This is a genomic window from Actinoplanes sandaracinus, assembly GCF_030009775.1.
GTDB classification, from domain to species: domain Bacteria; phylum Actinomycetota; class Actinomycetes; order Mycobacteriales; family Micromonosporaceae; genus Actinoplanes; species Actinoplanes sandaracinus.
In genome coordinates this window covers 19362-45232 of sequence record NZ_JASCTH010000021.1, presented here as the reverse complement: position 1 = coordinate 45232, position 25871 = coordinate 19362, and the positions used below count along the sequence as shown (strand labels likewise).

The 25871-nt window shown below is 68.6% G+C and carries 22 protein-coding genes and 3 pseudogenes; 16 read left to right on the top strand and 9 right to left on the bottom strand.

From position 1 onward, the window contains the following. The first annotated feature begins 14 nt into the window (after positions 1-14). The 10 genes from QLQ12_RS28990 to QLQ12_RS28945 all read left to right on the top strand — a co-directional run bounded on the left by QLQ12_RS28990 (position 15) and on the right by QLQ12_RS28945 (position 13249). Positions 15-923, top strand: a complete 909-nt coding sequence (locus tag QLQ12_RS28990; protein WP_282763730.1) for a trypsin-like serine peptidase — start codon at positions 15-17, stop codon at positions 921-923. Continuing rightward, entirely contained in the window at positions 908-1174 is a 267-nt protein-coding gene (locus tag QLQ12_RS28985; RefSeq protein WP_282763729.1) for a carboxypeptidase-like regulatory domain-containing protein, read from the top strand. The genes QLQ12_RS28990 and QLQ12_RS28985 overlap by 16 nt, the downstream gene beginning before the upstream one ends. Positions 1175-1179: 5 nt before the next feature. Then, positions 1180-2277 (top strand): trypsin-like peptidase domain-containing protein, encoded by a 1098-nt coding sequence (locus QLQ12_RS28980; RefSeq protein ID WP_282763728.1) that lies wholly within the window; start codon positions 1180-1182, stop codon positions 2275-2277. Between the two features lie 3 nt (positions 2278-2280). Further along, positions 2281-3351 (top strand): hypothetical protein, encoded by a 1071-nt coding sequence (locus QLQ12_RS28975; RefSeq protein WP_282763727.1) that lies wholly within the window; start codon positions 2281-2283, stop codon positions 3349-3351. Beyond that, entirely contained in the window at positions 3329-6040 is a 2712-nt protein-coding gene (locus QLQ12_RS28970) for a P-loop NTPase family protein (RefSeq protein WP_282763726.1), read from the top strand. The genes QLQ12_RS28975 and QLQ12_RS28970 overlap by 23 nt, the downstream gene beginning before the upstream one ends. 122 nt (positions 6041-6162) lie before the next feature. Further along, positions 6163-7317: an alpha/beta hydrolase family protein gene (locus QLQ12_RS28965; RefSeq protein ID WP_282763725.1), complete on the top strand. Its 1155-nt coding sequence runs from the start codon at positions 6163-6165 to the stop codon at positions 7315-7317. Positions 7318-7534: 217 nt separating this feature from the next. Then, positions 7535-8806: an ABC transporter substrate-binding protein gene (locus tag QLQ12_RS28960; RefSeq protein WP_282763724.1), complete on the top strand. Its 1272-nt coding sequence runs from the start codon at positions 7535-7537 to the stop codon at positions 8804-8806. Further along, positions 8803-9696: a carbohydrate ABC transporter permease gene (locus tag QLQ12_RS28955; RefSeq protein ID WP_282763723.1), complete on the top strand. Its 894-nt coding sequence runs from the start codon at positions 8803-8805 to the stop codon at positions 9694-9696. Before QLQ12_RS28960 ends, QLQ12_RS28955 begins: the two co-directional genes overlap by 4 nt. Continuing rightward, the gene (locus QLQ12_RS28950; protein ID WP_282763722.1) at positions 9693-10529 is read left to right on the top strand and encodes a carbohydrate ABC transporter permease; all 837 of its coding nucleotides are present in this window, start codon (positions 9693-9695) and stop codon (positions 10527-10529) included. The genes QLQ12_RS28955 and QLQ12_RS28950 overlap by 4 nt, the downstream gene beginning before the upstream one ends. 5 nt (positions 10530-10534) lie before the next feature. After that, positions 10535-13249, top strand: coding sequence for an exo-rhamnogalacturonan lyase family protein (locus QLQ12_RS28945; protein WP_282763721.1), 2715 nt, complete (start codon positions 10535-10537; stop codon positions 13247-13249). 204 nt (positions 13250-13453) lie between these two features. On the opposite strand, the gene QLQ12_RS28940 is transcribed toward QLQ12_RS28945, so the two are convergent. Then, on the bottom strand, positions 13454-14326 hold the full coding sequence (locus tag QLQ12_RS28940) for a hypothetical protein (RefSeq protein ID WP_282763720.1): 873 nt from the start codon (positions 14324-14326) through the stop codon (positions 13454-13456). After that, the gene (locus tag QLQ12_RS28935; protein WP_282763719.1) at positions 14323-14646 is read right to left on the bottom strand and encodes a PadR family transcriptional regulator; all 324 of its coding nucleotides are present in this window, start codon (positions 14644-14646) and stop codon (positions 14323-14325) included. Before QLQ12_RS28935 ends, QLQ12_RS28940 begins: the two co-directional genes overlap by 4 nt. 55 nt (positions 14647-14701) lie before the next feature. Here QLQ12_RS28935 and QLQ12_RS28930 point away from each other — a divergent pair, with 55 nt between their 5' ends. The 4 genes and pseudogenes from QLQ12_RS28930 to QLQ12_RS28915 form a co-directional block, all read left to right on the top strand. Further along, the gene (locus QLQ12_RS28930) at positions 14702-15430 is read left to right on the top strand and encodes an IS110 family transposase (protein ID WP_328518319.1); all 729 of its coding nucleotides are present in this window, start codon (positions 14702-14704) and stop codon (positions 15428-15430) included. A gap of 523 nt (positions 15431-15953) precedes the next feature. Further along, entirely contained in the window at positions 15954-16166 is a 213-nt protein-coding gene (locus QLQ12_RS28925; protein ID WP_282763718.1) for a hypothetical protein, read from the top strand. Between the two features lie 203 nt (positions 16167-16369). After that, positions 16370-16528: a hypothetical protein gene (locus QLQ12_RS28920; RefSeq protein WP_282763717.1), complete on the top strand. Its 159-nt coding sequence runs from the start codon at positions 16370-16372 to the stop codon at positions 16526-16528. A 439-nt stretch (positions 16529-16967) separates the two neighbouring features. Further along, positions 16968-17756: pseudogene (locus QLQ12_RS28915) on the top strand (IS3 family transposase); the annotation flags it as partial. Between the two features lie 41 nt (positions 17757-17797). On the opposite strand, the gene QLQ12_RS28910 reads toward QLQ12_RS28915, so the two are convergent. The 7 genes from QLQ12_RS28910 to QLQ12_RS28880 all read right to left on the bottom strand — a co-directional run bounded on the left by QLQ12_RS28910 (position 17798) and on the right by QLQ12_RS28880 (position 24093). Beyond that, complete coding sequence (locus tag QLQ12_RS28910; protein ID WP_282763716.1) at positions 17798-18409, bottom strand: phosphatase PAP2 family protein; 612 nt, start codon at positions 18407-18409, stop codon at positions 17798-17800. Positions 18410-18411: 2 nt separating this feature from the next. Continuing rightward, a complete protein-coding gene (locus QLQ12_RS28905; protein WP_282763715.1) occupies positions 18412-19638 on the bottom strand; it encodes an MAB_1171c family putative transporter in 1227 nt (408 codons plus the stop codon). Continuing rightward, on the bottom strand, positions 19631-20167 hold the full coding sequence (locus tag QLQ12_RS28900; RefSeq protein ID WP_328518316.1) for a M48 family metalloprotease: 537 nt from the start codon (positions 20165-20167) through the stop codon (positions 19631-19633). Before QLQ12_RS28900 ends, QLQ12_RS28905 begins: the two co-directional genes overlap by 8 nt. Positions 20168-20220: 53 nt before the next feature. After that, a complete protein-coding gene (locus tag QLQ12_RS28895) occupies positions 20221-20754 on the bottom strand; it encodes a hypothetical protein (RefSeq protein WP_282763714.1) in 534 nt (177 codons plus the stop codon). Between the two features lie 530 nt (positions 20755-21284). Then, entirely contained in the window at positions 21285-21737 is a 453-nt protein-coding gene (locus tag QLQ12_RS28890; RefSeq protein ID WP_282763713.1) for a hypothetical protein, read from the bottom strand. Between the two features lie 925 nt (positions 21738-22662). Next, positions 22663-23454, bottom strand: a complete 792-nt coding sequence (locus QLQ12_RS28885; RefSeq protein ID WP_282763712.1) for a class I SAM-dependent methyltransferase — start codon at positions 23452-23454, stop codon at positions 22663-22665. Positions 23455-23631: 177 nt separating this feature from the next. Beyond that, a complete protein-coding gene (locus QLQ12_RS28880; protein WP_282763711.1) occupies positions 23632-24093 on the bottom strand; it encodes a hypothetical protein in 462 nt (153 codons plus the stop codon). 226 nt (positions 24094-24319) lie between these two features. Between QLQ12_RS28880 and QLQ12_RS28875 the strand changes: the two are divergent. Together QLQ12_RS28875 and QLQ12_RS28870 are read left to right on the top strand one after the other, a co-directional pair. After that, positions 24320-24568, top strand: a pseudogene (locus QLQ12_RS28875) (transposase); the annotation flags it as partial. A 167-nt stretch (positions 24569-24735) separates the two neighbouring features. Beyond that, a pseudogene (locus QLQ12_RS28870) lies at positions 24736-25812 on the top strand (IS110 family RNA-guided transposase); the annotation flags it as partial. Positions 25813-25871: the final 59 nt, after the last annotated feature.

Below are 25871 nucleotides of genomic sequence, written 5' to 3'. Positions count from 1 at the left end.
CGCCGGAGCCGATGATGGAATTGAAGTCCGTCACCAGACCGAAGTCACCGTTCGAGGGCCTGGAGTCGGCACCGGTGCGGCCGGCGTCGACGCCCGGTTTCGCGGGGTCCGCGCCCGACGAGGCCTCCCGCTCGGTGCGATTCCTGGCGGTCAAGGGCCGCAGCGGCCCGATCCATCCGCCGTTCGAGTCGGTGATCGGCCGCGACGAGCGGGTCCGGATCGTCGACACCGAGTTGTCGCCGTGGCGGATGATCTGCTCGCTGGAGATGCGCGGCCCCACCGGGGCGAGCGCGATCGGCACCGGCTGGCTCGTCGGACCGCGCACCGTGCTGACCGCCGGCCACTGTGTGTTCAGCAACTTCTTCTTCGGCGGCTGGGCCGCGTCGATCGACGTCATTCCGGGCCGTAACGGGTTCGGGCCGCCCGCCGAGTCCGAACCGTTCGGCCGGGTGACCAGCACGAACTTCTCGTCCGTCGACCGCTGGCAGAGCGACGAGGACCCCGACTTCGACATCGGCTGCATCCATCTGGAGGAGCCTCTCGGCGAGACGGTCGGATGGTTCCCGGTCGGGGTGCGTACGGCCGGGCAGTTCGACGGGCTCCTGGTCAACGTCTCGGGCTATCCGTCCGACCGGGGCGACGGCACCGCCCAGTACCACGGGCACAACCGGGTGCTGCGGGTCAGTGACCGCCGGCTGTTCTACGAGGTCGACACGTTCGGCGGCCAGAGCGGGGGGCCGGTGTGGATCTACGAGGACGGCGACACCACGCGCCCGGTGGCGGTGGGGGTGCACGCGTACGGGACCGGCGGCACCCCGGCCGACCTCAGGATCACCGCCAACTCCGCGCCCCGGTTCACTCCGGAGGTGCTGGCGCTGGTCACCGACTGGGTCGGCGAGGACGGCGGATGGCCCAGCCCCTGACGCCCGCGGAACGGGCCGGGCGGGTGGTCGACGCGGCCGGCCGTCCCGTCCCGTACGCCACCGTCGTGATCGTCGCCGGGACCACCCCGATGCCGGAGATCGCGTTGCGGGGCGACGCCGAGGGCCGTTTCGGCCTGCGTCTGCCGACGGGAGAGTTCACCCTCCGGGCGTACGGCCCGGCCGGGACGGGCGACGCCCGGGTGGAGGGCGGTGCCGCGACGGACGAGATCGTGATCACGATCGGAGAGTAGGGGCGATGACGGACCACTGGCAGCCGTCCGGCCCGTGGATGAGCCGGTTCCGCGAGGCTCTGGCGCAGGCCTTCAACGCGCAGTCGATCGAGCTGCTCACGGTCGACCACTTCGCGCCGAACACGTTCGAGAACATCGCCCCCGCCGGTCCCGGCCGCACGTTCGCCTATCGTCTCCAGGAGCTGATCAACCAGGCCCGGATGGAGGACTGGCTGCTCGACCTGGTGGCGGCCGCCCGGGAGCGGCGGCCGGCCAATCCGGTTCTCGCCGCCATCGCGGACGAGCGGGGCCTGACCGCGAGCGGCGCACGGCTGGACAACCCCACCGGGCAGCCGCTGCAACAGTTGATCCAGGCGAACGCCCAGTTCATCACCCCGGCCGTGTTCTCCGCGCGGCTGCCCGTCCTGGAGGGACAGATCTGCTGGATCGACATCCCGGGCGGCGGGGGCACCGGGTTCCTGGTCGGCCCCGATCTGGTGCTCACCAACGAGCACGTGATCAGATCCATCCGCGACGGTCAGCCGTCGTGGCAGCGGGTGCGCTGCTGGTTCGACCACCAGGTGCCGCTCGGCCGCGCGGACCTGCCGCGGAAGAAGCGCACCGAGGTGGCGCTGGCCGAACAGTGGCTGGTCGACAGCCGCCCTCCCAGCCGATTCGACTGGACGCCGACGCTGGGCGACGCCGGCCCGGAGGAGACCGACAGCGCCCTGATCCGGCTGGCCGAGGCGGTCGGCGAGATGCCGCTCGGCGGCTCGTCGTCCGATCCGGACGCCCCGCCCCGGGAGTGGATCCGCTACGACCCCGCCGCGCGGCTCGCCGTGGGCCGGCAGGTGTTCCTGCTCCAGCATCCGGAGGGTGAGCCGCTGCAACTGACCATCGGCACGGTGACCGCGTTCAACGCCGCCGGCACCCGGGTCCGGTACGACGCGAACAGCAAGAACGGCTCCTCCGGCTCGCCGTGCTTCGACGCCGACCTGCGCCTGGTCGCCCTGCACCACGCGCACGACCCGCACTACCCGCCCTCCTGGAACCAGGCCGTCCCGATCGAGATGGTTCACCAGGTGTGGGGCAAACACGGTGTCACCGCCGGATGGGAGGACTGAGCCGTGCCCCTGAACGGCGCTCAGGTCGCGCATCTGGCCCAGGTGATCGACGAGCAGTGGAACCTCGCCACGCTCGAGTTGTTCGCCCGGGACCGCCTGGACGTCGACCTGGCCAACCTGAAGCCGGACGGCAGTGTCAAGGAGCGCGCGCTGGCCCTGATCAACTTCGTGAACTCGGAGGAATTCCCGCCCCGGGACGAGGAACTGCTGCGGGCTCTGATCAGCGTGCCGAACGCCCGCCTGAGGGCCGTCGCCACCGAGTTCCTGAGGCCGTCCTTCCTCTCCCTCAACGGCAGTCCACTGGGTGCGATCGTGGTGGGCCGGGCCGCGTTCGTCGACCGCGGGGACCTGCGGCAGGTCCTGGACGAGTTCGTCAATCCGAACCCGAACACCACCCACGTTCTGATCATCCGGGGCGCCGAGCCGGGCGGAAAGTCGTACACCTACACGTTCCTGCGGCATCTCGCGGTGTCCGCGGTGGGCGCGCATCCGAAACGGCTACGGCTCAGCGGCACGGCGTACACCCCGCGGATGTTCTTCGAGCAGGTTTTCCGGCTGCTCGACCTCGACCTGGACCGGCTGCCGCGGCTGGCCGACGACCCCCAGGCGGCCCGGATCGACGCGCTGGTGGCCGCGTTCGACGGGCAGGTGACCACCGGGCTGCGGCAGCGGTACTGGCTGGTCATCGACGACCTCAACGACGCGACGGTCACGCCGGAGGTCCGGGAGGCCGCCTATGCTCTCGCCTTCCAGGTGGAGGAGTCGCGGCCGGAGAACCTGTGGGTGGCGCTGCTCGGCTACAACGCCGAGATCACCGATCCCGAGCTGTTGTACGTGGCGCAGGAGGACGCCCGGTTCCCGACCGAGGATCAACTCGCCGAGCATTTCCGCTGCATGTCCTCCTGGGGCCCGAACCCGCTGACGCCCGTGGAAGCCAGGAAGTACGCCAGGACGCTGCTGTCGGAGTTCCCGCACATCTCCAAGGAGGCCATGACCAGGCTCTCCCCGCGGATCGATGTGCTGGGCGAGAAGTTGAGACGAGGTGAGCGCATTGAGCCGCGGGACCGACAGTGAGGACGTCTTCGCACTCGACGACCTAGAGGACTTCCTGGGACTGGACGGCGACGACGGCGACCTCGAGCCCTACCTGGACGCTGCCGCCGTTCTGGCCGCCTTCGACCCGTTCACGCTGCGGCCGGCCGGCCCGCTGGTAAATGCGGCCGCGGTGTCCCTGATCGACAGGCTGCTACCCCGGTGTGAGCCGATCACCCAGGGCGAGGGCCGCGGCCTGTGGACCCTGGCGTTGCCGGACCGGCGGGCACATCTGCGCAAGCTCGGCACCAAGGCGAACATGCGCCAGGCGCTGCTCGCCAACCCGGACGGCCCCGACCTGCCGGTGCAGCGGATGTTCCAGCAGGTGTTGCGGGAACGGCCGATGCGCGCGGCCCAGATGTCACGCCCGGAGCTGGCGGCCCTGCTCACCGTGCACGACTGGCTGGACGGGATCGTCGACGTGCCGCCACCGAGGACGGAGATCCGGCGGGCCCTCGCCCGTGCCGATGTGACGGCCCCGATGCGACGGCTGGCCGGCGAGGTCTTCGTCGACCGGGCCAAGGAGCGCGAACAGCTGCGACGGCACGTCACCGGCCCTCCGGCGGCGCCCCTGTTCGTCCACGGACCCGGCGGGGTCGGCAAGTCGGCGCTGCTGGCCCGTCTGCTCCTCGACGAGGCCGGGGCGGGCAAGCCGATCGCCTACCTCGACATCGACCGGCCCACGATCCGGCCCGACCGGCCCGGCACGTTGCTGTTCGCCATGACGACCCAGCTCGCGAGCCAGATCGACGTGCCACCAGAGCGGATGGATCCGCTGATCACCGAGATCGCCCACCTGCTCAGCAGCGAGGACGCCGACCGGGCCTACGAGGGGCACTTTCGGTCCGTCAGCAGTGTCATCCGCCTGTTCCCACCGGTCCTGGGCGACCATCGGCTGCTCGTCGTGGTCGACACCTTCGAGGAGGCGCAGTACCTCGGCGATGAGGTGGTGTCGTTGCTCCTGCTGTTCCTGGAAGAGCTCACGTCGGCGCTGCCCGGCCTGCGGATCGTGATCGGCGGCCGCACCCTTCCGGAGCACTATCCGTCGGCGTCCGCGCCCGATCCGATCAATCTGGGCGTGCTCGCCCCGGAGCCGGCGCGGGCGCTGCTCGCGGAGTCCTTGGCGAGCGAGGGCCTCCCCGCGCTGTCCAGCACCGAGCTCGACGACGTGATCGCGGTGGTCAGCCGCAACCCGATGTGCCTCAAGCTGGCCGCCCGCCTGCTGCGCGACGAGGGCGTCGACCGGCTGCGCGACGCCCGCAGCGACTTCCTGACCCATCTGCGGGCCGAGAAGATCCAGGCGCTCCTGTACGGCCGCATCCTGCGCCACCTGCACTCCGACGCCGCCCGGGCGGTCGCCTTCCCCGGCCTGGTGGTACGCCGGATCACCCCCGCGGTCATCCGGGAGGTCCTGGCCGGCCCGTGCCGGCTCGACCTCGACCGGGGCGGCGCGGAACGCCTGTTCGGCGAACTGGCCGCCGAGGTGGCGCTCGTCGAGCGCGACGACGACGGCAGCCTGCGGCACCGGCCGGACGTGCGGCGGTCGATGTTGGAGGATCTGACCGATCAGGTGCCGGCCGACGTGGTGGAGGCGATCGACCGCGGCGCCGTGGGCTTCTACGCCGGTCACGACGACCCGGTCAGCCGCGCTGAGGAGATCTATCACCGGCTGCGCCTGCGGGAGTCCCCCGACATCCTCGATTCCCGGTGGTCGCCGGCCGCCGGCGCCCGTCTCCGGGGCGCCGCCGAGGAACTGCCGGCGAAGCAGCGGCTGTGGCTGGCCCGGCGGCTCGGCATCACGCTGGACGACGCGGTGCGGCGGGCCGCGGGCCACCAGGAGTGGGAGGACCAGGTGGCCCGCCGAGCCGGGCGATACCTGCAGGCCGGTCACGCCGGGGACGCCCTCTACCTGGTGCGGGAGCGCCCGGACCGGCTGCCGCGGAGCCCGCTATACGCGCTGGAGGCCGAGGCGCTCCGGTTCCTGCGGCGGCCCGACGAGGCGTTGCGGGTGGCGCGGGCCGGTGTCGAGGCCGCGATCCTGGCCGGCGCCGTCGACATGGCCCTCGACCTGCTGCTGAAGATGGTGGTCATCGAGGAGGGCCGTGGCGCGCTGGAACCGGCGGCGCGACTGGCCGAGGAGGCCGAACAGGTGGCCCGGCACAGCTCCGGTGACGCCCTCCGGCTGCGCAGCACGGTCACCGGTCTGCGGTTGCTGCGCCGACGCGGTGAGGACCGGCGGGTTGAGGCGCTGCGTCACCGGCTGCTCGGCGACATGACCGGCGAGCTGCGGCGCGCGCTCCGAACCCGGCCGGTGCTGCTGCGGGAGGCGGCGGCCGAGTTGGGGGCGGACGATCCGGCGCTCGCCGCGGCGACCGTCGAGGTGCTCGGTTTCGACGTCACCACCGACACCCAGGCCCGCGCGCTGGGCCCGGCGGTGATCGCGCTGACCGAGGTCGCTCCCGACGTGGACACGGTGTTCCTGACCGCCGCCCGGGTGTTCCTGATGGGCGAGGCCGACGCCGAGTTCGTCCGCATGTGGGTCGCGAACTCGATCACCGGCAAGGAGGTCCGCCAGGCCGGAGCGGTGCTGGCTCGGACGGCGCCGGGGCTGCGGCCACTGCCGGAGTTCCGGGACTACTTCCGGGCCGGTGTGGACAGCGCTCTGGGGTGACGTACCTCCCGGGGCGTATTTCGCCGGTCGGACGGGGTCGTGACATGTCGGCCCGTGGGCCGACGATCGGCGGCCCCCGCCGTTCCTAGCATCGGTCGACACCGATGGAAGGGAACACGCGCATGGAGAAGTCCAGACGCCGGTGGGCCGCCCTCACCGTGGCCGCCGTCGCCGCCGGCCTGCTGTCACCGGTCGCCGGGACCGCGGCGAACGCGGGCGCCCCGCTGCGATTGTCGCCACCGACCGGACGGCACCCGGTCGGCGCCACCGAACTCCACCTGACCGACACCTCCCGGCCCGACCCGTGGGTCCCCGAGCGAACCGCCCGGGAACTCATGGTCACCCTCTGGTACCCGACCGACGCCCGGCGCGGCGCCACCACCGAGTATCTGTCGGCGGAGGAGTCCCGCCTGCTCATCGAGGGCAAGCGCCTCACCGGCGTTCCGCTGGACATCTTCAGCACGGTGAAGACCTACGCCCGGGTGGACGCGCCGGCCGCCGGGGCCCCCGGCAGTCTCGGGCTGATCGTGCTGTCACCGGGCTGGACGCAGCCGATCGCCACCCTGACCGGTCTGGCCGAGGATCTGGCCAGTCACGGGTACGTGGTGGCCGGTATCGACCACACCTACGAGACCTATGCCATCACCTTCCCGGACGGGCGGATCGCCGGGTGCGCGGCGTGCGCCCTGGACGACGACCGCTCGTTCTTCGGCAAGCTCTACCAGAGCCGGGCGGCCGACGTCTCCTTCGTGATCGACCGGCTGACCGGGCCGAAGCCGGCGTGGCGGGGCAGCCGGCTGATCGACGCCGCACGCATCGGCATGTCCGGGCACTCGGCGGGAAGCGCGAGCACGATCGCGGCGATGGTCGCCGACCCGCGCATCGATGCCGGGATCAACGTGGACGGCGCCACCGACACCGGCGGCGCGAGCATGATCCCGGCGTCCGGTTTCACCCGCCCGTTCCTGTGGCTGGGCAATCCGGAGCACGTGCCGGGCGGACGCGACAAGTCGTGGGACGCCGACTGGGCGCGGATGACCGGCTGGAAGCGCTGGCTGACCGTGGCCGGCACGGATCATGCGTCCTTCACCGACCTGGGGATCTTCGCCGACCAGCTCGGCATCGACATCGGAGCCACCACGCCGGGCATCCGGGCCACCGAGATCACCCGCCGGTACCACCGGGCGATGTTCGACCGGCATCTGCGCCATCGGCATCAGCCGCTCCTGGACGGGGCCTCGCGGCGGTATCCGGAGGTCACGGTCGCGGCCCGATGACGGGCGGGACGGGCCGGTCACGCCGACCGGCCCGTCCTCCGATGTTAGCGATCACTTGGAACCTGTCAAGACCGCGCCGCAAACGTTTCCGTCGATGCGATCACGGCGTTGACGTGCTCCTGACCCGCATGCAAAGCTGCCGTCACCCCATCGAAGCATCTCAATTACAGGCCGCTTTCCTTGCAGTTCGGTGAAACGTTACATCCGGAGGTCTCTCATGACGGTCAGCAGACGCAACCTCCTGCGAGTGGGTCTCGCCGTGGCCGGAGCCGGGCTCACCACCACGGCCTGCGGCGGCTCCTCCGGTTCCGGGAAGACCACCCTGCGCTTCGCCTGGTGGGGCAGCGAGGAGCGGGCCAAGCTCACCCAGAAGGTCGTCGACCTCTTCGTCAGCAAGAACCCGGCCATCGAGGTGAAGACCACCTACGCCGCCTACGACCCGTACTTCCAGAAGCTCGCCACCGAGATGAGCGGCGGCAACGCCCCGGACGTGCTCCAGATGGGCGACCGCTACCTGCGCGAGTACGCCGAACGCAACACCCTGCTCGACCTCACCGAACACCTCGGCGGCAAGGTCCGGACCGCCGACCTGGAGAAGAAGCTCTTCCCGGCCGGCAACATCGGCGACAAGACCTACGGCCTGCCGATGGGCCAGACCACACACGTGCTCCAGTACGACGCCAAGCGCTGGCAGGAGGCCGGCGCCACCCTGCCGGCCGACGGCTGGACCTGGGACGACCTCCGCGAGGCCGCGGCCAAGGTGTCCGCGAAGTTCGGGCCGAAGGTCAGCGGACTCAGCGACCCGTTCGGCATCGAGGACTGGTTCGGTGACTGGCTGCGCCAGCAGGGCAAGGACCTCTACACCGCGGACGGCAAGCTCGGCTACACCGACCAGGACATCGTGCGCTGGTGGCAGCTGGGCCTGACGTTCCGTGAGGCGAACGCGATCACGCCGCCCGCGGTCACCAGCAACACCACGCTGACGCCGTTCCCGCGCAAGGAGTCGACCGCCGAGTTCAGCCCGGACAGCACCGTCGGCATGACCAGCTTCGAGACGTACGGCGGCGAATTCGCCCTCTCCGCCTTCCCGACCGCCGGCACCGGCATCGGCCAGGTCACCCAGCCACCGATGATGCTCAGCGTCGCCCAGCGAACCAAGAACCGCGACGCCGCCCTCTCCTTCGCCGACTTCTTCGTCAACGACCCGGAGGCCGGCGCCATCCTCGGCATGAGCCGCGGCCTGCCCGCCAACCTCAAGATCCGCGAGGCCCTCGCCGCGACGCTGACCGACGAGTGGAAGATGGTCGCCGACTACGAGGCCAAGGTGACGCCGAAACTGCTGCCGGCCCCGCCGCCCCCGCCGAAGGGTGCCGGCGTGGTGAAGACCCAGTTCCAGCGCATCTACGACGACGTGATGAACGCCAAGGCCACCCCTGAGCAGGCCGCGCCGCGCCTGATGAGCGAGATCCAGCAGGCGCTCGGGCTATGACCACCGTGCTGGAGCGGCCACGCGCCACGAGCGCCGCCTCACCTCCGAAGAGGAGGTACGGGGAACGGCCGTCGATCGCCTACCTCTTCCTCTCCCCCTGGGCCGCCGGCGCGGTCCTGCTCACCCTCGGCCCGATGCTGTGGCTGCTCTACCTGTCGTTCACCGAGTACGACCTGTTCACCGCCCCGCGCTGGGTGGGGCTGGACAATTACGTACGCATGCTGACCGTCGATCCGCACTTCTGGAACGCGGTCCGGGCCACCGCCAAGTTCGTGCTCATCTCCGTACCGGTGCAGCTCGTCGCCGCCCTCGGGGTGGCGATCCTGATCAACCGCCACAGCCGCATGCAGGGCTTCTACCGGTCGGCGTTCTACGCCCCGTCGCTGCTCGGCGCGAGTGTCAGCGTCGCCCTGGTGTGGCGGGTCATCTTCCACGACTGGATCGGCCACCCGGACCGGGCGCTGCTCGCCCTGGTGCTGCTGGCGGTGTGGCAGTTCGGCGCCCCGATGGTGATCTTCCTGGCCGGGTTGCAGCAGATCCCGCAGGAGTACTACGACGCCGCCGCGGTCGACGGCGCGGGACCGTGGCGGGCCTTCCTGAAGATCACCGTCCCGATGCTGTCGCCGGTGATCTTCTTCAACCTGGTGCTCGACACGATCCGCGCGTTCCAGGTCTTCACCGGCGCCTACGTGGTCAGCAACGGCACCGGCGGCCCCAGCGACTCGACCCTCTTCTACACGCTCTACCTGTACGAGAAGGGATTCGTGGAGTTCAAGATGGGCTACGCCTCGGCCATGTCCTGGTTCCTGCTCCTGGTGATCGCGCTCATCACGGGGCTGCTGTTCCGTACCGCGAAGGGGTGGGTGTTCTACAGCGGGGACGAGTCGTGACCGGCCGGCTGCGTCTCGCCGGATGGCATCTGGCCGTGGCGCTGCTGCTGATCCCGCTGCTCTACCCGATCGCCTGGCTGGCCTTCGCCTCGTTCAAGTCCGGGTCGGAGATCGTGCAGAGCCTGGCCTTGCTCCCCCAGGAATACATCCTGGACAACTACCGGGCGCTGAGCGACGACCTGGCCGGGGTGCCGGTCTGGCAGTTCTTCGTCAACTCGACCGTCGTCGCCACCGGTTGCGCGATCGCGAACATCGCCAGTTGCTCACTGGCCGCCTACGCGTTCGCCCGGCTCCGGTTCCGGCTTCGCGGTGTGCTGTTCGCCTTCACCCTGGCCACGATCATGCTGCCGGTGCACATCATCACGATCCCGCAGTACTCGCTGTTTCAGAAACTCGGCATGGTGGACACCTTCTGGCCGCTGATCCTGCCGAAACTGCTGGCCACCGACGCCTTCTTCATCTTCCTGATGGTCCAGTTCATGCGCACCATCCCCCGCGAGCTCGACGAGGCGGCCCGGCTCGACGGCTGCGGCTCGATCCGGATCTTCCGTTCGGTGGTGCTGCCGCTGGTCCGGCCCGCCCTGGTGACCACCGCGATCTTCACGTTCATCTGGACCTGGAACGACTTCTTCACCCAGCTGATCTATCTGTCCTCGCCGGAGAACCTGACGCTGCCCCTGGCTCTGCGGCTGTTCATCGACACCACCGACCACAACGCGTTCGGCCCGATGCTCGCGCTCTCCGCCCTGGCGATCGTGCCGATCCTGCTGTTCTTCGCCGCCTTCCAGCGGCTGCTGGTCGAAGGTTTCGCCACCTCCGGACTCAAAGGCTGACTCACATGCCCGACATCTCCCGCCGCACGTTCGTCCGCGGCCTGGCCGCCGCCCCGCTCGTGACCGTCGCGCCCACGTTCTCGCCGGCCCCGCTGCGTGTCTCCGCACCGGCACCCGCTCCGGAAGCCGTGACCCTCGGCTGGCTGGAGGGTCGGCCCAGCGTCAACGTCGGCAGCACCTGGGGCGTGCCGTGGCCGCAGGGCGCGGTCCCGGCGAATTCGCCGTTCGCCCTGCACAGCGCCGACGGCACGGCCGTTCCGGTGCAGAGCTGGCCGATCGGCTACTGGCCGGACGGGACCCTCAAGTGGAGCGCGCACGCCCTGCCGGCCGACGCGCCGCTGTCCGCCGGGTTCACCCTGACCAGGGCGGCCGGGACGACCGGAACCACGGTGGCCGTGACCGAGCAGAAGGACACGATCACCGTCGACACCGGCGTGATCCGGGTCGTCGTCGGCCGGCGCGGCTCGTCGCTGATCCGGTCGATCACCCGGGGCGGCACCGAGATCGCCCGGAAACTGGAACTCGTCAGCCTGCGGCAGACCAGCGCCGGCGACGATGACGAGCGCCGCACCTCTCGCGAGCGGCTGACCAGCTCGATTTCCTCGGTCAGAGTCGAACAGCGTGGCCCGGTCCGGGCGGTCGTCAAGATCGAGGGCGACCATCGGCGGCGCGGGAAGTCGTGGCTGCCGTTCATCGTCCGGCTCTACTTCTACGCCGGGGCCGAGCACGTGCGGGTGGTGCACACGTTCCTGTTCGACAGCGAAGGACAGAAGGAGTTCATCGCCGGGCTCGGTGTACGGGTGGCGGTGCCGATGCGCGACGAGGCCTACAACCGGCACATCCGGCTCTCCGGCGACGGCGACGGGCTGCTGCGGGAGGCGGTCAAGGGCATCACCGGCCTGCGCCGGGACCCCGGAGCGGTGGTACGGACGGCGCAGGTCAACGGCGAGAAGCTGCCCGACCCGGCGACCTGGGACCAGCGGGTCACCACCCGGCTACCGCTGATCCCCACCTGGGGCGACTACACGCTGAGCCAGCTCAGCTCGGAGGGCTACACGATCCGCAAGCGCACCAAGGCCGGGCACGGGTGGATCGACGTGGACGCCGGGCAGCGGTCCAGCGGCTTCGGGTACGTCGGCGGGGTCAGCGGCGGGCTCGGCTTCGGCATGCGCGACTTCTGGCAGAAGCACCCGGCGCAACTCGACATCCGCGGCGCGGACACCGCCGAGGCGCAGGCCACGCTGTGGCTGTGGTCGCCGGAGGCGGGGCCGATGGACACCCGGTTCTACCACGACGGTCTGGGCCAGGACACCTACCCTGAGCAGCTCGAAGGGCTCAACATCACCTACGAGGACCACGAGCCCGGATTCGGTACGCCGTACGGCATCGCCCGGACCACCGAACTCTCGTTCTTCGCCCTGGCCGCGACTCCTCCCGCCGACCGTCTGGCGGCTCTGGCCCGTACCGTCGTCGCTCCCCCGCAGATCGTCGCGCCACCGGCACACCTCGCCGCGGCCGGAGCGTTCGGCGGCCTGTTCAGCCCCGCCGACCGGTCCACCCCGGCGCGGGCGAAGATCGAGGACCGGCTCGACTTCCTCTTCGACTACTACCGTGACCAGGTCGAACAACGGCACTGGTACGGATTCTGGAACTACGGCGACGTGATGCACACGCCCGACGTGGACCGGTACGCGTGGCGTTACGACGTCGGCGGCTACGCCTGGGACAACTCCGAGTTGTCCCCCGACCTGTGGCTGTGGTTCGCCTACCTGCGCTCCGGGCGGGCCGACATCTTCCGGTTCGCCGAGGCGATGACCCGGCACACCGGCGAGGTCGACGTCTACCACCTCGGCAAGTGGGCCGGGCTGGGCACGCGGCACGGGGTGCAGCACTGGGCCGACAGCGCCAAGCAGCAGCGCATCAGCACCGCCGTCTACCGGCGCATCTTCTACTTCCTCACCGCCGACGAGCGGGTCGGGGACCTGATGCACGAGCTGGTCGACTCGGACCGGACCTTCCTGGCGCTCGATCCACTGCGGAAGATCCGCACCGAGCCGTACACGCCGGATCCGCACGCCCTCTCCATCGGCCTCGGCACCGACTGGAGCGGGCTGGCCGCCGCCTGGCTCACCGAGTGGGAACGCCGCGGCCCGAAGGCCGCGATCGCCGAGAAGAAGCTGCTCGCCACGATGCGCACCATCGGCCGGATGCCGAACGGGTTCGTCACCGGCAACGGCCTCTACGACATCGACACCGGCGAGTTCGCGGTCGCGCAGAAAACGGTCAGCGTGTCGCATCTGAGCGCCATGTTCGGTCAGGTGGAGATCTGCGCCGAACTGATCGCCCTGGTCGACCTGCCGGAGTTCGAGAAGGCGTGGCTGCAGTACTGCCGGCTGTTCAACGCGACCCGCGAGGAGCAGGCCGCCGAGACCGGCGCCCACTTCGGCAATCTGATCCTCAAACAGGGTCACTCCCGGCTGACCGCGTACGCCGCCGCCCGCCTCGGCGACACCGCCCTGGCCGCCCGGGCCTGGCGCGAGTTCACCTCGACCGACGGATACACCGACGCGTCACCGTGGCGCACCACCGCCCGGTCCGGGCCGGTCGTCCTGAACCCGGTCGACGAGGCGTCCTGGGTCGACACCAACACCACCGCCCTGTACGGCCTGGCCGCCATCCAGAACCTCGCCCTCGTCGCCGCCCATCTCCCAGCGTCCTGACCCGGCCGTCGCTCACGCACGCCACGGCCGCTCCACAGCGGGCATCAGCTACAGCTGGCCGGCTCGGCGTACGCCCAGCCGTAGCTGGGACACGCGACCGCCACTCCACAGCGGGCGCCGGCTACGGCTGGGGCGGGATTGCGGGTCGGGATCGGCGGTGGCGAGGCTGTCGCCGGTGGCGGCGGGTCCCGTACCCCGCGGGTCTCAGATCGGTGATCGGCGGCGGCGGTAGGCGGCCGCCGCGACCAGGGCCAGGACCGGCACCGTGGCGATCGCCACCTGGAGCGCGACCATGCTTGCGGGCACGGCGCCGTAGTCGAGCAAGGTGGCACTGAGACCGGTCAGGGCGTTGCTGAGGCCCAGTGCGGCCATCGCCAGTGGCACACGCGGGTCCAGCGAGGACCAGATCAGGGCCGCGCCGGTGAGGACGAGAAGGGCCTGCTGGTCGATGAACAAGGCGGGATCCAGAACGGTACCGGAGCCGGTGGGCAGGAGGACGACCGCGGGGATCACGGCCAGCAGCCACCACAGTGGGGACGAGCGCTCCCGATGGGCGGCGAACGCCAGGGCCGTGACCAGCAGTGCGGCCAGCGGGGCCGACCAGAAGCCGTCGTGGAACCACGCTAAGCCGAACCGCATCTGACCGACGACCGAGGCGAACAGCCCGAGGCCGGTCGTGGCTGCCGCCAGGCGGTGGGCGCCGCGGGTCAGGCTGACGATGGCGGTGAGATGCAGGATCAGCGCGAGCAGGCCCGCCGTGGCGTACTGGAGGATGCCGCCTGCGGTGGCGGCGATGGCCGGGACATCGAGGGGCAGCGCGGTGAGGAGGTCGACCGCGGCCGCGTGGACGAGCAGCGCGAGGGCGGCGAGCCTGGTCGCGGACCAGGCGAACCCGGCCGGGGTGCGCGGCACGTCGGCGCCGGTGCGGGCCCGGAGCGCGCCGGTGAGCAGGGCGATCGCCTCCCGGAACGAGAACGTGCCGTTGCCCTGCAGGACGGTGTCGAGGATCTCCTCGCGTGGACAGCGGGCCGGGTAGAGACGGACGAGCCGGGCGTAGCGACGTTCGGTCCTGGTCACGCCGGCCTCACCACCGGGCGGGTCGCGCGGCGCTCGGTGACGACGCGGGCGGCGGACGCCAGCAGGTCGGCGTGCTCCCGCAAAGCCGCGCCGCCGGACGGGGTGAGCTCATAGGTGCGCCGCGCCCGGCCGTTGACGACCTGCTCGTCGGCGACGCGGATGTGCCCGGCGCCGGTGAGCCGCTCGAGCGCGGTGTAGAGGGTGCCGGTGGCGAGTTTGATCCGCCCGCGCGACAGGGCCGAGGCCCGCTGGATGATCGCGTAACCGTGCAGTGGCCCGTCCTGCAGAGTCGCGAGAATGAAGAACGTGGTCTCACGCATGCACCGACGATACGTAGTCAGACTACATATGTCGAGTGGCTAGCAGCGTGCTGATATTGGACCCATCGGCGAACCAATCTGGCGGCATTGGCTCTGTCGCCCCGCGGCCGGGACTCCCAGGATCGGGGTACGCATCCCGACACCCGAGTCGTCCACATCCGCGTACCGGTTCCGGACAGCACGCCGCTGGCCGTGCCGCTCTAGCAGACGTCGTCGTTCGCGTTCGACGATCCGATCCGCTCGCCGACGGGCTGAACCGGCGCTCGCCAGGAAGCTGGCACCCGCGCTGCTCGAGATCCCTGGCTGCGCGGCACTGACCGCCGCGAAGATCGTGGGCGAGACCGCCGCCATCGGCCGGTTCAAGTCCGCGGCGGCCTACGCCCGTCACAACGGCACCGCACCCCTGCCTGCCTGGTCGTCCAAGCGTGCCCGGCACCGGCTCAGCCGCACCGGAAACCGGCAACTCAACGCCGCGCTGCACCGCATCGCGATCACCCAGGCCCGCTGCCACCCACCAGCCCAGCAGCTCATCGCCCACCGCAAAGCCGGCGGCGACGGAGGCATGGAAGCCAGGCGCATCCTCAAACGACGCCTCTCGGACGTCATCTACCAAGCCCTACACGCCAACACGCAGCAGCAGACAACCGCTGCCTCACCAACAAGCATGGTGAAAGGGGAGCAGCTGCAAGACTTACCGGACGCGCTCGGAGCCGGACCCGTATCGGTGCAGAATCCAGCGTCGTACAGCTTCGGGCAGCAGGTCCCGCAAGCCGAAGACCGCTAGGAACAGTGCACCGGCCAGTAGACCGAACGCGCCTCCCGTCGGCCGCCGACCGAGCGTTTGATCCGCTCCCGCGTCTACGCCGGCAAACCAGATCCAGCCGGCCGCCACGGCGCCGAGGCCGACACCAGCCGCCACGAACCAGCGGGCCGACACCCACCGGGAGGGGGTCAACGGCTTCCGTGCCGATGCCCACCTGATGCGCTGCTGTACCGATGGATGGGCGCCTCGGGCGAACGCCGACTGTCCACCGTCCGCGTCCTGGCCTATTCGATCTTGATCCACGCGGACCATGGTGACAGGTGCCGACCAGCGCTCAAACGACGTCCCCCGACGCGTCATCTACCAGACACCCCCTACGCGACAGTATCCAGCAGCAGACACGTGCCCCTTGACAGAGGAGCAAATGGAAGGGGAACGCCTCTCCGAGTGCCGGCCCTCAAGAGGGCGGGTTAGCGACCTCGCGACGCCCCGAGAACGATGAATATTCGGATCTTGGGGTAAGGGGACGTTCGAGGAGGACTGCATGGAACAGCAGAGGCAACACACGCAGTGGAATCTTGACAGCGGCGAACGTATCGCCCTGTGTATAGCGTTCGGGGCGGTGTTCGGCATGATCTTCGACAACGTAGCGATGGGCATCGCTATCGGCATAGCCGCGGGTGCGGGCTGGTGGGGCGCCACCGAGCGAAGCAAGGACAAGGCTCCCCATGAGTCCCGCGAGCAGCAACGGGATTGAGTCGAAGCCGAGCGACGGTAGAACCTGTTCCACTTCCGCTGAGTGGATCGTCCCGCCGCTAAGGAACTGGAACGACACCCAACGACGGCGCCCGAGTCACGCACACATGGGGAGGGGGGAGTCGAGGGCGCCGTTTCCGCCTAGATCGGCGGCCTGACCTGCGACGATGCAGGTTCGAGGAGTGGCGGCGGAAGGAGCGGGTCATGACCATGCAGGAGCGGGTTTCGGACGAGGATGACGACGGCCAGCGAGTGGGCGAGTCGGCGGAGCCGCAGGCCGCTGGAGAGTGGGGCAGCATCCTCGACGAGGATCTTCCGCCGGTCGTGCCGGACGAGGAGGTCGAGGTGCCTAAGACGCGATGACCCGCCCGGCCAGCCGGGGGTCTCGACACGTGTGGGCTACCGCGTGCTGCGGTTCAAGGTCAAGGGAGACTGCGAGCACGCCGTCGCGCTACGCACCACAGACATCCCGGTTGGGCTTCCTGCCGAACGCCGCCGAACCGGACCGGGTGGTGGGCCTCCTCAGGTTATCCGGGGAGGGCTGCTGGTTTGCCCCCTGGGCCCCCGCCCCGGCGGGGACCGGGCTACTTTGCTTCGGTCTTGGACCTAGTCGCCGGCTTCCCGCCTGAGCCCTGCGCGTGGAAAGACAGCGCTGCGGTCATCCAGTACGTGAAGTCGTTCTCCTCGGCGAGGGCCGTCTTGTCGACCGTGATCCACCCCTCCCCCATCGAACGGCCCTTGCCCATCTCGGCGCGCGCGGCACCCGACTTCTCCAGGTGCTGGGCGTCGCTGTCAGGGGAGACGGTGGCTTTCCCGCCCGGTCACCGACGCCGACCTGGCCGAGGCGTACCGGGCGAACGCGTTGTTCGACGCCCATCGTGACGACCCAGAGTTCGGCTACCGGTTCCTGACCGACGAGGCCCGTGCTGCCGTCAGCCGATGGTCGAGCGAACGGCCTGGAAGATCTGTTCCGGCATGGGCTGGTGGAGCACGTTCAGCCGCAAGAGATGCCGGGGCAAGAGCAGCAGGCCGGGACCGCCGGTGCACGACGACCTCGTCAGACGTGACTTCACCGCCGGCGCTCCGAACCGGTTGTGGCTGGCCGACATCACCGAACACCGCACCGATGAGGGCAAGCTCTACCTCTGCGCGATCAAGGACGTGTGGTCCAACCGGATCGTTGGTTACTCCATCGACTCCCGCATGAAGTCGAGGCTGGCCGTCAACGCCCTGCACAACGCCGCGGCCCGGCGCGGGAACATCGTCGGCTGCGTGTTGCACACCGATCGCGGGTCGCAAGCAGTTTCGCAGCCGTGAGTTCGTCCACGCGCTGAACCAGCACCACATGATCGGGTCGATGAGCAGAGTCGGCGCCGCCGGCGACAACGCCGCCATGGAGTCCTTCTTCGGCCTGCTGCAGAACCACGTCCTCGACCGCCGGAGCTGGTCGAGCCGGCAGCAGTTGAGGACGGCGATCGTCACCTGGGTCGAGCGGACCTACCACCGCCGCAGACGCCAACGATCACTGTCCCGGTTGACGCCGGTCGAGTACGAAACCATCATGACCCCATCGGCCAGTCAGGCCGCGTGACTTGACCTGTCACCTACCGGTGCAGCAGACCCGGCAATGAGTCAGAGCGCTAGGTGAAGGCCGGCATTGACAGCGGCGCCAAGGATGGCGCCGATGACGACTTGGCTGCGAGTGTGCGCGCGTAGATGCAGCCGCGACCAGCCGGTGAGTAGCACGGCAGGCGTCGCGATCAGGGCCGGCGGCCCGAAAACGAAGACCAGCATGGTGATGGTCGCGGCTGTCGTCGATGTGTGCGCGGAGATCTTCCAGCTCAGCGTGATGGCGGTCAGCATCGCGAGTCCGGCCACGTTCATGACCATGACGTTGACCAGGTAGGCCGGCGCGCCGATCAGGGCAAGGACAAGCGCGCCGACGGTCAGGGAGGCCAGGCCGACGCACATCGGGATGAGTCTGCGCTGGCGAACCGGGATGTGGTGGCTGACCAGGTCGCCGAAATGCGTGCCGTAGAACACGTAGGCCATGGGGATGATGCTGGCGAACGTGACCGCGAGCGCTCCGTAGCTCAGCGCACTGGACGCATCGGACGCACTATGCCAAGCGGCTAACGCCACCTGTACGGCGACGAGCACGCCGACGGAGGTGACATCTGTCGTGATCTTCGCAAATGTGGTGATCTTGCTGTGTGGCCGTGGTGCGGTGGACGTGTCGACCATCGTTATGCCACGGGCTCCTGCGTGGTTTTCGGCATGGCTTCGAGGTCGCTGACCGCGGCGGTGACGATAGACGAGCGGGTGAACGCGCGAGCGACCCGCACGAGCGTGGCGGTCTCACTGGACAAATCTTGTCCGCCGTCCGGTGTCGTCAGATACGGCCGCTCGGCAGGGGTATCGCTCTGCGCGGCGCGGATGCCGGCGGCCAGCACCGCCGCCTCAACGACGGCTTCGGTCTCTTCCGGGCCCAGGTGCTTTTCGGTGGCGCGCCGACGGGCCGTTTCCGCGGTGTCTGCGCTGAGGTAGGGGCGCAGGGTCAGCCGAGCATCGCGGATCTCGATGACTCGCCGCAGCAGGCGGTAGTCGATGTCGTCGATGCTAAGTTCGTCGCGGCGCCGGTCGGGTGCTTCCAACGCGATTTCCGGCCGAGCGGCGTAAAGGGCGCTCCACAGCGGATTGAGCGAGCGATAGGCCCGGTAGCGACGAGCAGTAGGGCCAATCTGGGCCAGACGCGGTCCCCACACCGGGATCGTCATGCCGATGACAAGGGTGAACGCGGCACTGCCTCCCACCACGGGACCCATGGATTCCTGGACCACATCCGGCACCAGAGTCACATCGAAGTTGCGGGCGAGGACGTACGCGCCCTTCTCGAACGCGTAGACGAAGCCCATGGCGGAGCCGATCGACGCCAGGCGGAGCCCGAGCCGAAGGAACGACTCGCCGGCGAGTTTGGAGTAGCGCCACGACAGGCGGGCCATGTCGATGAGCGCCGCGCCGAAGTAGGTCACGTAGACGGTCATGTAGTACGCCACGTAGGGCGCGTCACCGTAGCGGGTGCTGAAATCGAGGGTTTCCTCGTCGACCGGGGCTAGCACGAACAGGGCGGTCATGGTGGCGACGACAACGAGGAACAGCGCGCCCCTGCGCAGAAGACTGCGGCGGAGGTTTTCCGGCGACGCCCAGTACAGCAGCCATCCCTGCACCGACAGGCTCAGCGCCATGACGCTGACGTGAGTGCACAACCGTGCCAGGTTCGGCACATTGACGAAAGCGTCGAAGCCGAGGTACACCCACGGCGTGGCGAACGTCATCGCGGACGCCAGCGTCAGAAAGGTGGCCGTCATGGAGCGCAGTGGTGGGCTCGAGGGGTCATGCCGCAGCGCGGCGGCCTTGAAGCCGAAGGCGAGCCATGCGATGCCGGCGAACAGTGGGTAGAGAACGTCATCCATGAGGACTCCGGCGGTGGTGTGCGAGGGAGTGCTGGAGCCGGTTCATGATGTCGGTCAGCTCGGGTGGTGTATCTGCCGGGGCGGGGGCAGTGCTGAGATCGGCTTGCTTGACGAGCAGAGATCCGATCATTTCGGCTTCGCGTTCCTCGTCGCGTGAATAGTTGCTGCGGCCGAGGAATCGGCGTACCAGCGCTGGGTCGAGGTCGGGCAGCAGCAGGCGGGACGCCTGCGCGTCCAGCACCTCCGAGGCCTGATGTCCGCCGATGAGGTGCCCCAGCTCGTGACCGATGATCTGCAGCTGGTGCAGCACGCTGGTTTCGGCTTCGTAAAACACCGCATCGAAAGCGGTGGTGCGTACCCACATCCCGCATGGGCTGTTGACTGGCAGCTTCATCGGCAATAAGTGGATGGGGCGGCCGTTTCGCTCACTCAGCACCTGGCACAGCTTGTGGATGTCGATGGGCTGCGGCACGTCAAGATCGGCGATGGCTTGCTCGCACCGCCGACGTAGTTGCCGGTTTACCACCACCTGACCTCCCCATGGGTCATCCACATACTCCCACTGAGCTAATACCAGCACCGCTAGCCGGCCGCGCCTGACGGAGGGTCCACCTGAGGACGGTCGCTGGCGCGTCCTTCTTCCACTGTCCGAAGCTGCTCAATCATTTGCTCCACCAGCAAGGCGCTAGTGACAGACAGGCCAGTATCGGCAAGGAGGTGGCGCAGGGCAACCTGCTTAACGTCCATCCGCCGCAGTTCAATCAGCGTCTCGATCTGTTCCTGGATGCGGCGCGCCGCCTTGTCGTCGACAAAAAACGCCGGGTCGACGTCGAACGCACGTGCGAGCGCGCGCACGTGTGAGGTTCGCGGGTCCGTGGCGATGCCGCGGCGGAGTTCGCCGATGTAGGCGGCGCTGATGGTGACGCTGGACTCCGCAGAGACGGCATTGATCTTGTCTGCGATCTCCTTGTTGGTGTACCGGCGGTTGGGCTCATCTGAGCCCGACACTTCGTCTGGCGTCGGCCGGATCGTGTCGAACAGGTAGTTCAACCTGGCGCTGAGGGTGCCGAGTGGGGGCAACGGTTCCTCACCGCGTGCTGCGTCGACGTCGACCATGGACCGAACTCCTTGTATGCATCTTGACGGCGCAAGAGACGTGTTCGCGCACGTCAGCACCCCGCCCCATCTGCCATCAAATAACGGCCTTGCGTGAGCGTAAGCCCCCACCCCGCTCACGCAACGGCCGTTGAGCCCATCCCGGGACCACTCAACGTCCGTTTGGCTAGACCGACATGATCATAAGGTGTCCCTAGCCAGTTCGTCACAAGGGAGCCCTCAGGCCGGGAAGGATAGGGCCCCTCTTCCACCGGCGCGGGTTCACCGTGCCTTCCGGAGCTGGCGCGCTGCCCCGTCGGCCACCCCAGCGCGCAGATGTGCGCAACATCACCTCCTTGGGCACTGCCCTTACAATCTGTAACCGAACAACCCCGCAATCCCACGTCGTCCAACTCCCAGAGGTTGCTGAGCGTCAATAAACGTGCGTGAAGCTTGACGGCGCAAGAATAAACACAGGTTGACAGCCTGGTGGATCATGGCCCTATGCTGACCACCCTGTCCGCGTAACGCCCGTTAAGTGCATCGGGGGATCACTTCACGGGTGTTACGCGAACCGAGGGCGTCGAAGGGGTATGGGTTGGGCCGGGCCGCGGTGCGCGAGCTCCGGCGACCGCGCAGGAGCTGGCCGGGTTCGAGACCGATGTGCTGGCCGGGTTCGTGCTGGCCCGGGCGTCGGCGGGGCTGATGGACAGCACGACCTGACCGGCCGCGTAGCCGAGTGCCCGCTCGACGAGATGAACCGGCCGCGGGCCTCGGTCGAACCACAACTGCGGATCCCGCCGGCCGAGGCCGAGATCGAGCAGTTGTTCGCCGGGTGGCGTGCGGAGCTGGCCACCTGCCGCAAGTTCGCTCCGGCCGCCCGCAACTACGCGGTCGCCCGGCTGGCCGCGGATGTCGGCCTCCGGATCAACGAAGCGCGGATGCTCGACCTCGACGACGTGCGGTGGGAGCTGGGACGGTACGGCAAACTCAACGTCCGGCACCGCAAGGGCTCACGCCGGCGTGGCCCGAAACCTCGGCTGGTGCCGCTGATCAATGGCACGGTGGCGGAGCGTTTGTGCGGGTCCATGCCGATGACCACACGCTGCCATGGCTCATATGCCCTCCATTGCTCGATCCGACGGTTCGGTGAGCTGGGCGGACAACGCTACTTTGAGCTGCGCACACCTCTCTCGAGCCTCTCCCTGCCCTGTAGCGGCGCCCGGGACTGCGCAGGCCAAATGAGAGCCACACCAAGGTGGGCAGCCGATGTGAGAGCGACAGCCCGGACGTCTAGACACCTTTTGCGGTCAGGGTCTGGTCGGGGACGGTGGAGATAGACCTGTTCCGGTGAGGTAGCCGTCGACCAGACCGGGCCGATATTGCATTCGTTTGAGTCTGTTCTTTACGGCGGCGAGCAACTCGGTGGCGGTGCGGACGGCGAGGTTCGCGAGGCTGCCCTTCATCGTCGACCAGACTTTCTCGACCGGGTTCAGCTCGGGCGCGGGAGTGAACCGCCTCGGCTGCGAACCGTCGAGCGACCGAATCTGGGTCCATGAGAACCGTGGTGGCCCAGCGTAGGGTCGCCTCGTCGTCCGGCATGTTCGTCACCGAGAACCTCGACTGAGACCAATCGCAAGAAGCGGGATCCCGGCCCAGTAGCGCGCGACGTCGGAAGCGCCGCTGGGTTGCACAGCAGACCCCGCCGGGCGTTCGCCGCCGGCGCTCCACGTGCTGCCGCACTCCAGCGCACACGCACTCGTTGAATAGTGATCACGGTTCGCCCTGACGCGGCACGCCACCGGACCGCCAGCCGTTATCCGGACCTGGCCGCTGATCGTGCACACCGGCCAGCGACGGCTCGTCACGCTGGGTGGTCGCCAGCGTGACACAGTCGACGTGCTGAACTGCCGAGATCAGTGCGGAGGGCTATTGAAGCTCCGCGATCAGGATCATCCGATTGTGTTGGGTATTCAAGGGCTCCCCGTCTTCGCCGTACCCTGCCACGGTGGTGAACCCCGCAGCTGTGCACCAGTCGCGCAGTTCAGGAAAGCCGAACAATCGCTTGAGGAAGGTCAGTTTACGGGCTCGACCGTCGCGAACCACCGTGCGTTGAACCTCAAACCGCCCGGTCAGCGGGTCGAAGTCGTTGCGGTCGACAAGAATGTCACCGTTGTCCCGGGCAGCCGTGATCCGCGATGGCGTATATGACGCCAAAAACCTCGACAGGTTGTCCAAATCCATGGCCATCCGCCCGCCGGGCCGCATGACCCGCGCCATCTCATCCAGAACTTTGCGGTTGGTGAGGTCGTCGAAGTATCCGAAGGCTGTCGTCCAGTTGATCAGACGGTCGAACCGGTCGGTCCAGGCCGGAAGTTGTCGCATGTCGCCCGAGACGTACTCGACGTCCACCGTCATCGCCGCGGCGTCAGTGCGAGCCCGGTCGAGGAAGACCGCCGACGAGTCGAGACCCGTGACTTTACAGCCGCGGGCCGCCAGGCTGTTGGCCAGCGCACCGTGGCCACAGGCCAGATCAAGCACGCTCATCCCGGGTTGCAGATCCAGCAGCCGCCAGACGATGTCAGTGGCGCCAGACGTGGCGGCGTACGCCGTTCCCACCACTGGACCGTGCGTGGGCCCATTGTCGCCCTCCGGCGAGGCGAAGAAATGCAGATAGTCGTCGTCGTACATCGCTGCCGCGTCGAACAGGTCCGCCGTCACGATGCCAACCGTAATGACGGGTGGGGCGCCCAACAACTGCATTGGCGGGCAGGCCACTACCTTCACTGATCTGCCGCCGACAGCGCCCTCCGCCCCGCGGAATTCCGGGGCGCCGAGCCGGTACGGTCCGGCGATACTGCGGCGGGTCGGAAGAACGATGTGTCCCGTGGCGTTCTCTCAGGGGATGGACGCCACAGTCCCGGCCGCTTCATCGGTGACCAGAAGCTGCCGGTCCGGCCGCAGTCGGACGCTATTGCTATCGAAGACGGCTCGAAGCCTCGCCACGCCATCTCGCCACCACGATCGAGGCCGGACACCTAGGAATTCGGCATCGAGAGCCCACCGCACCGCAATATCGAGGTCGTTCCAGACCAGTTCGCTACCGACGGTTTCGGCTGTCTCTGGCGGTGTGCCGTTGCGGAGTACGACCACCGTCATGGAGGAGCTGAGCTGGCGCCACCACATTCGCTCGCGGATCAAGTCTTCCACTGGCCACGGCTTGGCGCTCACAGGCCAGCTCAGCCGACCTCCGGTGACCGCGGCCGAGACGTCACCATCTCGATGCAGTGTCACCATTACACGAGGCTCGGGCGTGGCCACGTACTCCAGAAGATCGACGGCCGTCCAGGCCGCGATCACCAGGGGCCAATCCTCGGCCGGAGAGTCCCCGAAATACATCGCCGGCCGACACGCAACGGCTTCGCGAAGGGTTAGAGGCCTCACCCGCCAGAGTGGAGTCCCTGATAGTGGTGTAACGCGGTTGGCGTGATCGTCTTCGTCGGACATCCCGTCCGGCATAGAGCGCGGCCATCGCGTGATCTTTCGAGCGAACGTCTCACGGAACTCTCGAAAGGCATCTATCGCGATGACCGCACCTCACATCATCGACCCTGCCGGCCTGCTCGGCCAAGCGCTGACCGACGCGTCACCGGATCTGATGCGTCACCTGCTGTCGACCGTCATCAACTCCCTGCTGTCGGCTGAGGCCGACGCGATCTGCGGCGCCGAGTACGGCGCGGTCAGCCCGGATCGGGTCAACTCCCGTAACGGCTACCGCCACCGCGAGCTCGACACCCGCATCGGCACCATCGACGTGGCCGTGCCGAAACTCCGGCGTATCTGTTGTGTGAGCCGGGACCGGTGAGTCCTCGACAAGTAGCAGAGCTCTGTGGAAGTCCGAGGTCAGGAACCGCCAGTGGGATGGTGGACCAGGAGTCCTTTCATTAGGGCGCGGTGTGACCTCAGCAGGCGGTCGACGCCGACGATGGAAGGGAGTGGCCGATGGTGGTGTTCTGCGGGATCGACTGGTCCGAGCAGCACCATGACGTGGCAATAGTGGATGTGGACGGCAGGTTGGTGGCCCGGCGGCGTGTCAGTGACGACCTCACGGGCTTCGGAGAACTGGTCCAACTGCTCGCCGAAGCCGGAGACAGCGCACGGGCGCCGATTCCTGTGGCGATCGAGACGTCACGTGGTTTGCTGGTCGCCTGCCTGAGAGCCAGCGGCCGTGCCGTGTTCGCGATCAATCCGATGGCGGTGGCTCGTTACCGCGATCGGCACGTGGTCTCCGGCAAGAAGTCAGACCACGCCGACGCGATGGTGCTGGCCAATATCCTACGAACTGACCTGGACATGCACCGGCCGTTGCCTGCAGATTCGGACCTGGCACGGACGGTCGCCGTACTGGCCCGCGCTCAGCAGGACGCCGTCTGGGATCGCACCCAAGCGCATAACAAGCTGCGTTCACTGCTGCGCGAGTACTACCCGGGGTTTCTTGCTGCGTTCCGCGAGGTACGCGGCGGAATCATGCGCCCCGAGGCCAGGGCGGTCTTGGCCGCCGCGCCGACACCGGCGCGGGCCGCTGATCTCGACCTTGACGAGCTGGCGGATCTGCTTCGCAGCGCCGGCCGGCAGCGTGGTGTCAAAGCCGAAGCGCAACGGCTGCGCGTATTCTTCGCCGCCCAGTACATGCGTCAGCCCGCCCTGGTCGAACAAGCGCTGGGTCGTCAGGCGTTGGCACTGCTACGCGCCCTGGACGCCGCATGCGTGAGCGCTGAGGACCTCGCCACCGCGGCAGAGCAGGCTTTTGATCAGCACCCGGACGCCGAGATCATCACCAGCTTCGCAGGCCTCGGTCGACTCATCGGCGCCCGGGTCCTTGGCGAGATCGGTGATGACCGATCCCGCTTCACTGACGCGAAAGCAATCAAATCCTATGCCGGTTCAGCGCCGGTCACCCGGGCCTCCGGCAAGAGCGTGAGCGTCATGCACCGCCGGATCAAAAACCAGCGGCTCGCTACTGCCGGCCATCACTGGGCATTCTCTGCACTGACGGCCTCACCTGGCGCTCACGCACACCCCGACGACCTGATCGCCGACCTCGACCAGGCCCTCACCGCCCGGTGAGGGCCCACCGG

What these genes read in the sequence shown, in the direction of transcription:
- QLQ12_RS28990 (WP_282763730.1), top strand. Translation starts at nt 15, where the DNA reads ATGGAATTGAAGTCCGTCACCAGACCGAAGTCACCGTTCGAGGGCCTG.
- QLQ12_RS28985 (WP_282763729.1), top strand. Translation starts at nt 908, where the DNA reads ATGGCCCAGCCCCTGACGCCCGCGGAACGGGCCGGGCGGGTGGTCGAC.
- QLQ12_RS28980 (WP_282763728.1), top strand. Translation starts at nt 1,180, where the DNA reads ATGACGGACCACTGGCAGCCGTCCGGCCCGTGGATGAGCCGGTTCCGC.
- QLQ12_RS28965 (WP_282763725.1), top strand. Translation starts at nt 6,163, where the DNA reads ATGGAGAAGTCCAGACGCCGGTGGGCCGCCCTCACCGTGGCCGCCGTC.
- QLQ12_RS28960 (WP_282763724.1), top strand. Translation starts at nt 7,535, where the DNA reads ATGACGGTCAGCAGACGCAACCTCCTGCGAGTGGGTCTCGCCGTGGCC.
- QLQ12_RS28955 (WP_282763723.1), top strand. Translation starts at nt 8,803, where the DNA reads ATGACCACCGTGCTGGAGCGGCCACGCGCCACGAGCGCCGCCTCACCT.
- QLQ12_RS28945 (WP_282763721.1), top strand. Translation starts at nt 10,535, where the DNA reads ATGCCCGACATCTCCCGCCGCACGTTCGTCCGCGGCCTGGCCGCCGCC.
- QLQ12_RS28935 (WP_282763719.1), bottom strand. Translation starts at nt 14,646, where the DNA reads ATGCGTGAGACCACGTTCTTCATTCTCGCGACTCTGCAGGACGGGCCA.
- QLQ12_RS28925 (WP_282763718.1), top strand. Translation starts at nt 15,954, where the DNA reads ATGGAACAGCAGAGGCAACACACGCAGTGGAATCTTGACAGCGGCGAA.
- QLQ12_RS28920 (WP_282763717.1), top strand. Translation starts at nt 16,370, where the DNA reads ATGACCATGCAGGAGCGGGTTTCGGACGAGGATGACGACGGCCAGCGA.
- QLQ12_RS28910 (WP_282763716.1), bottom strand. Translation starts at nt 18,409, where the DNA reads ATGGTCGACACGTCCACCGCACCACGGCCACACAGCAAGATCACCACA.
- QLQ12_RS28905 (WP_282763715.1), bottom strand. Translation starts at nt 19,638, where the DNA reads ATGGATGACGTTCTCTACCCACTGTTCGCCGGCATCGCATGGCTCGCC.
- QLQ12_RS28895 (WP_282763714.1), bottom strand. Translation starts at nt 20,754, where the DNA reads ATGGTCGACGTCGACGCAGCACGCGGTGAGGAACCGTTGCCCCCACTC.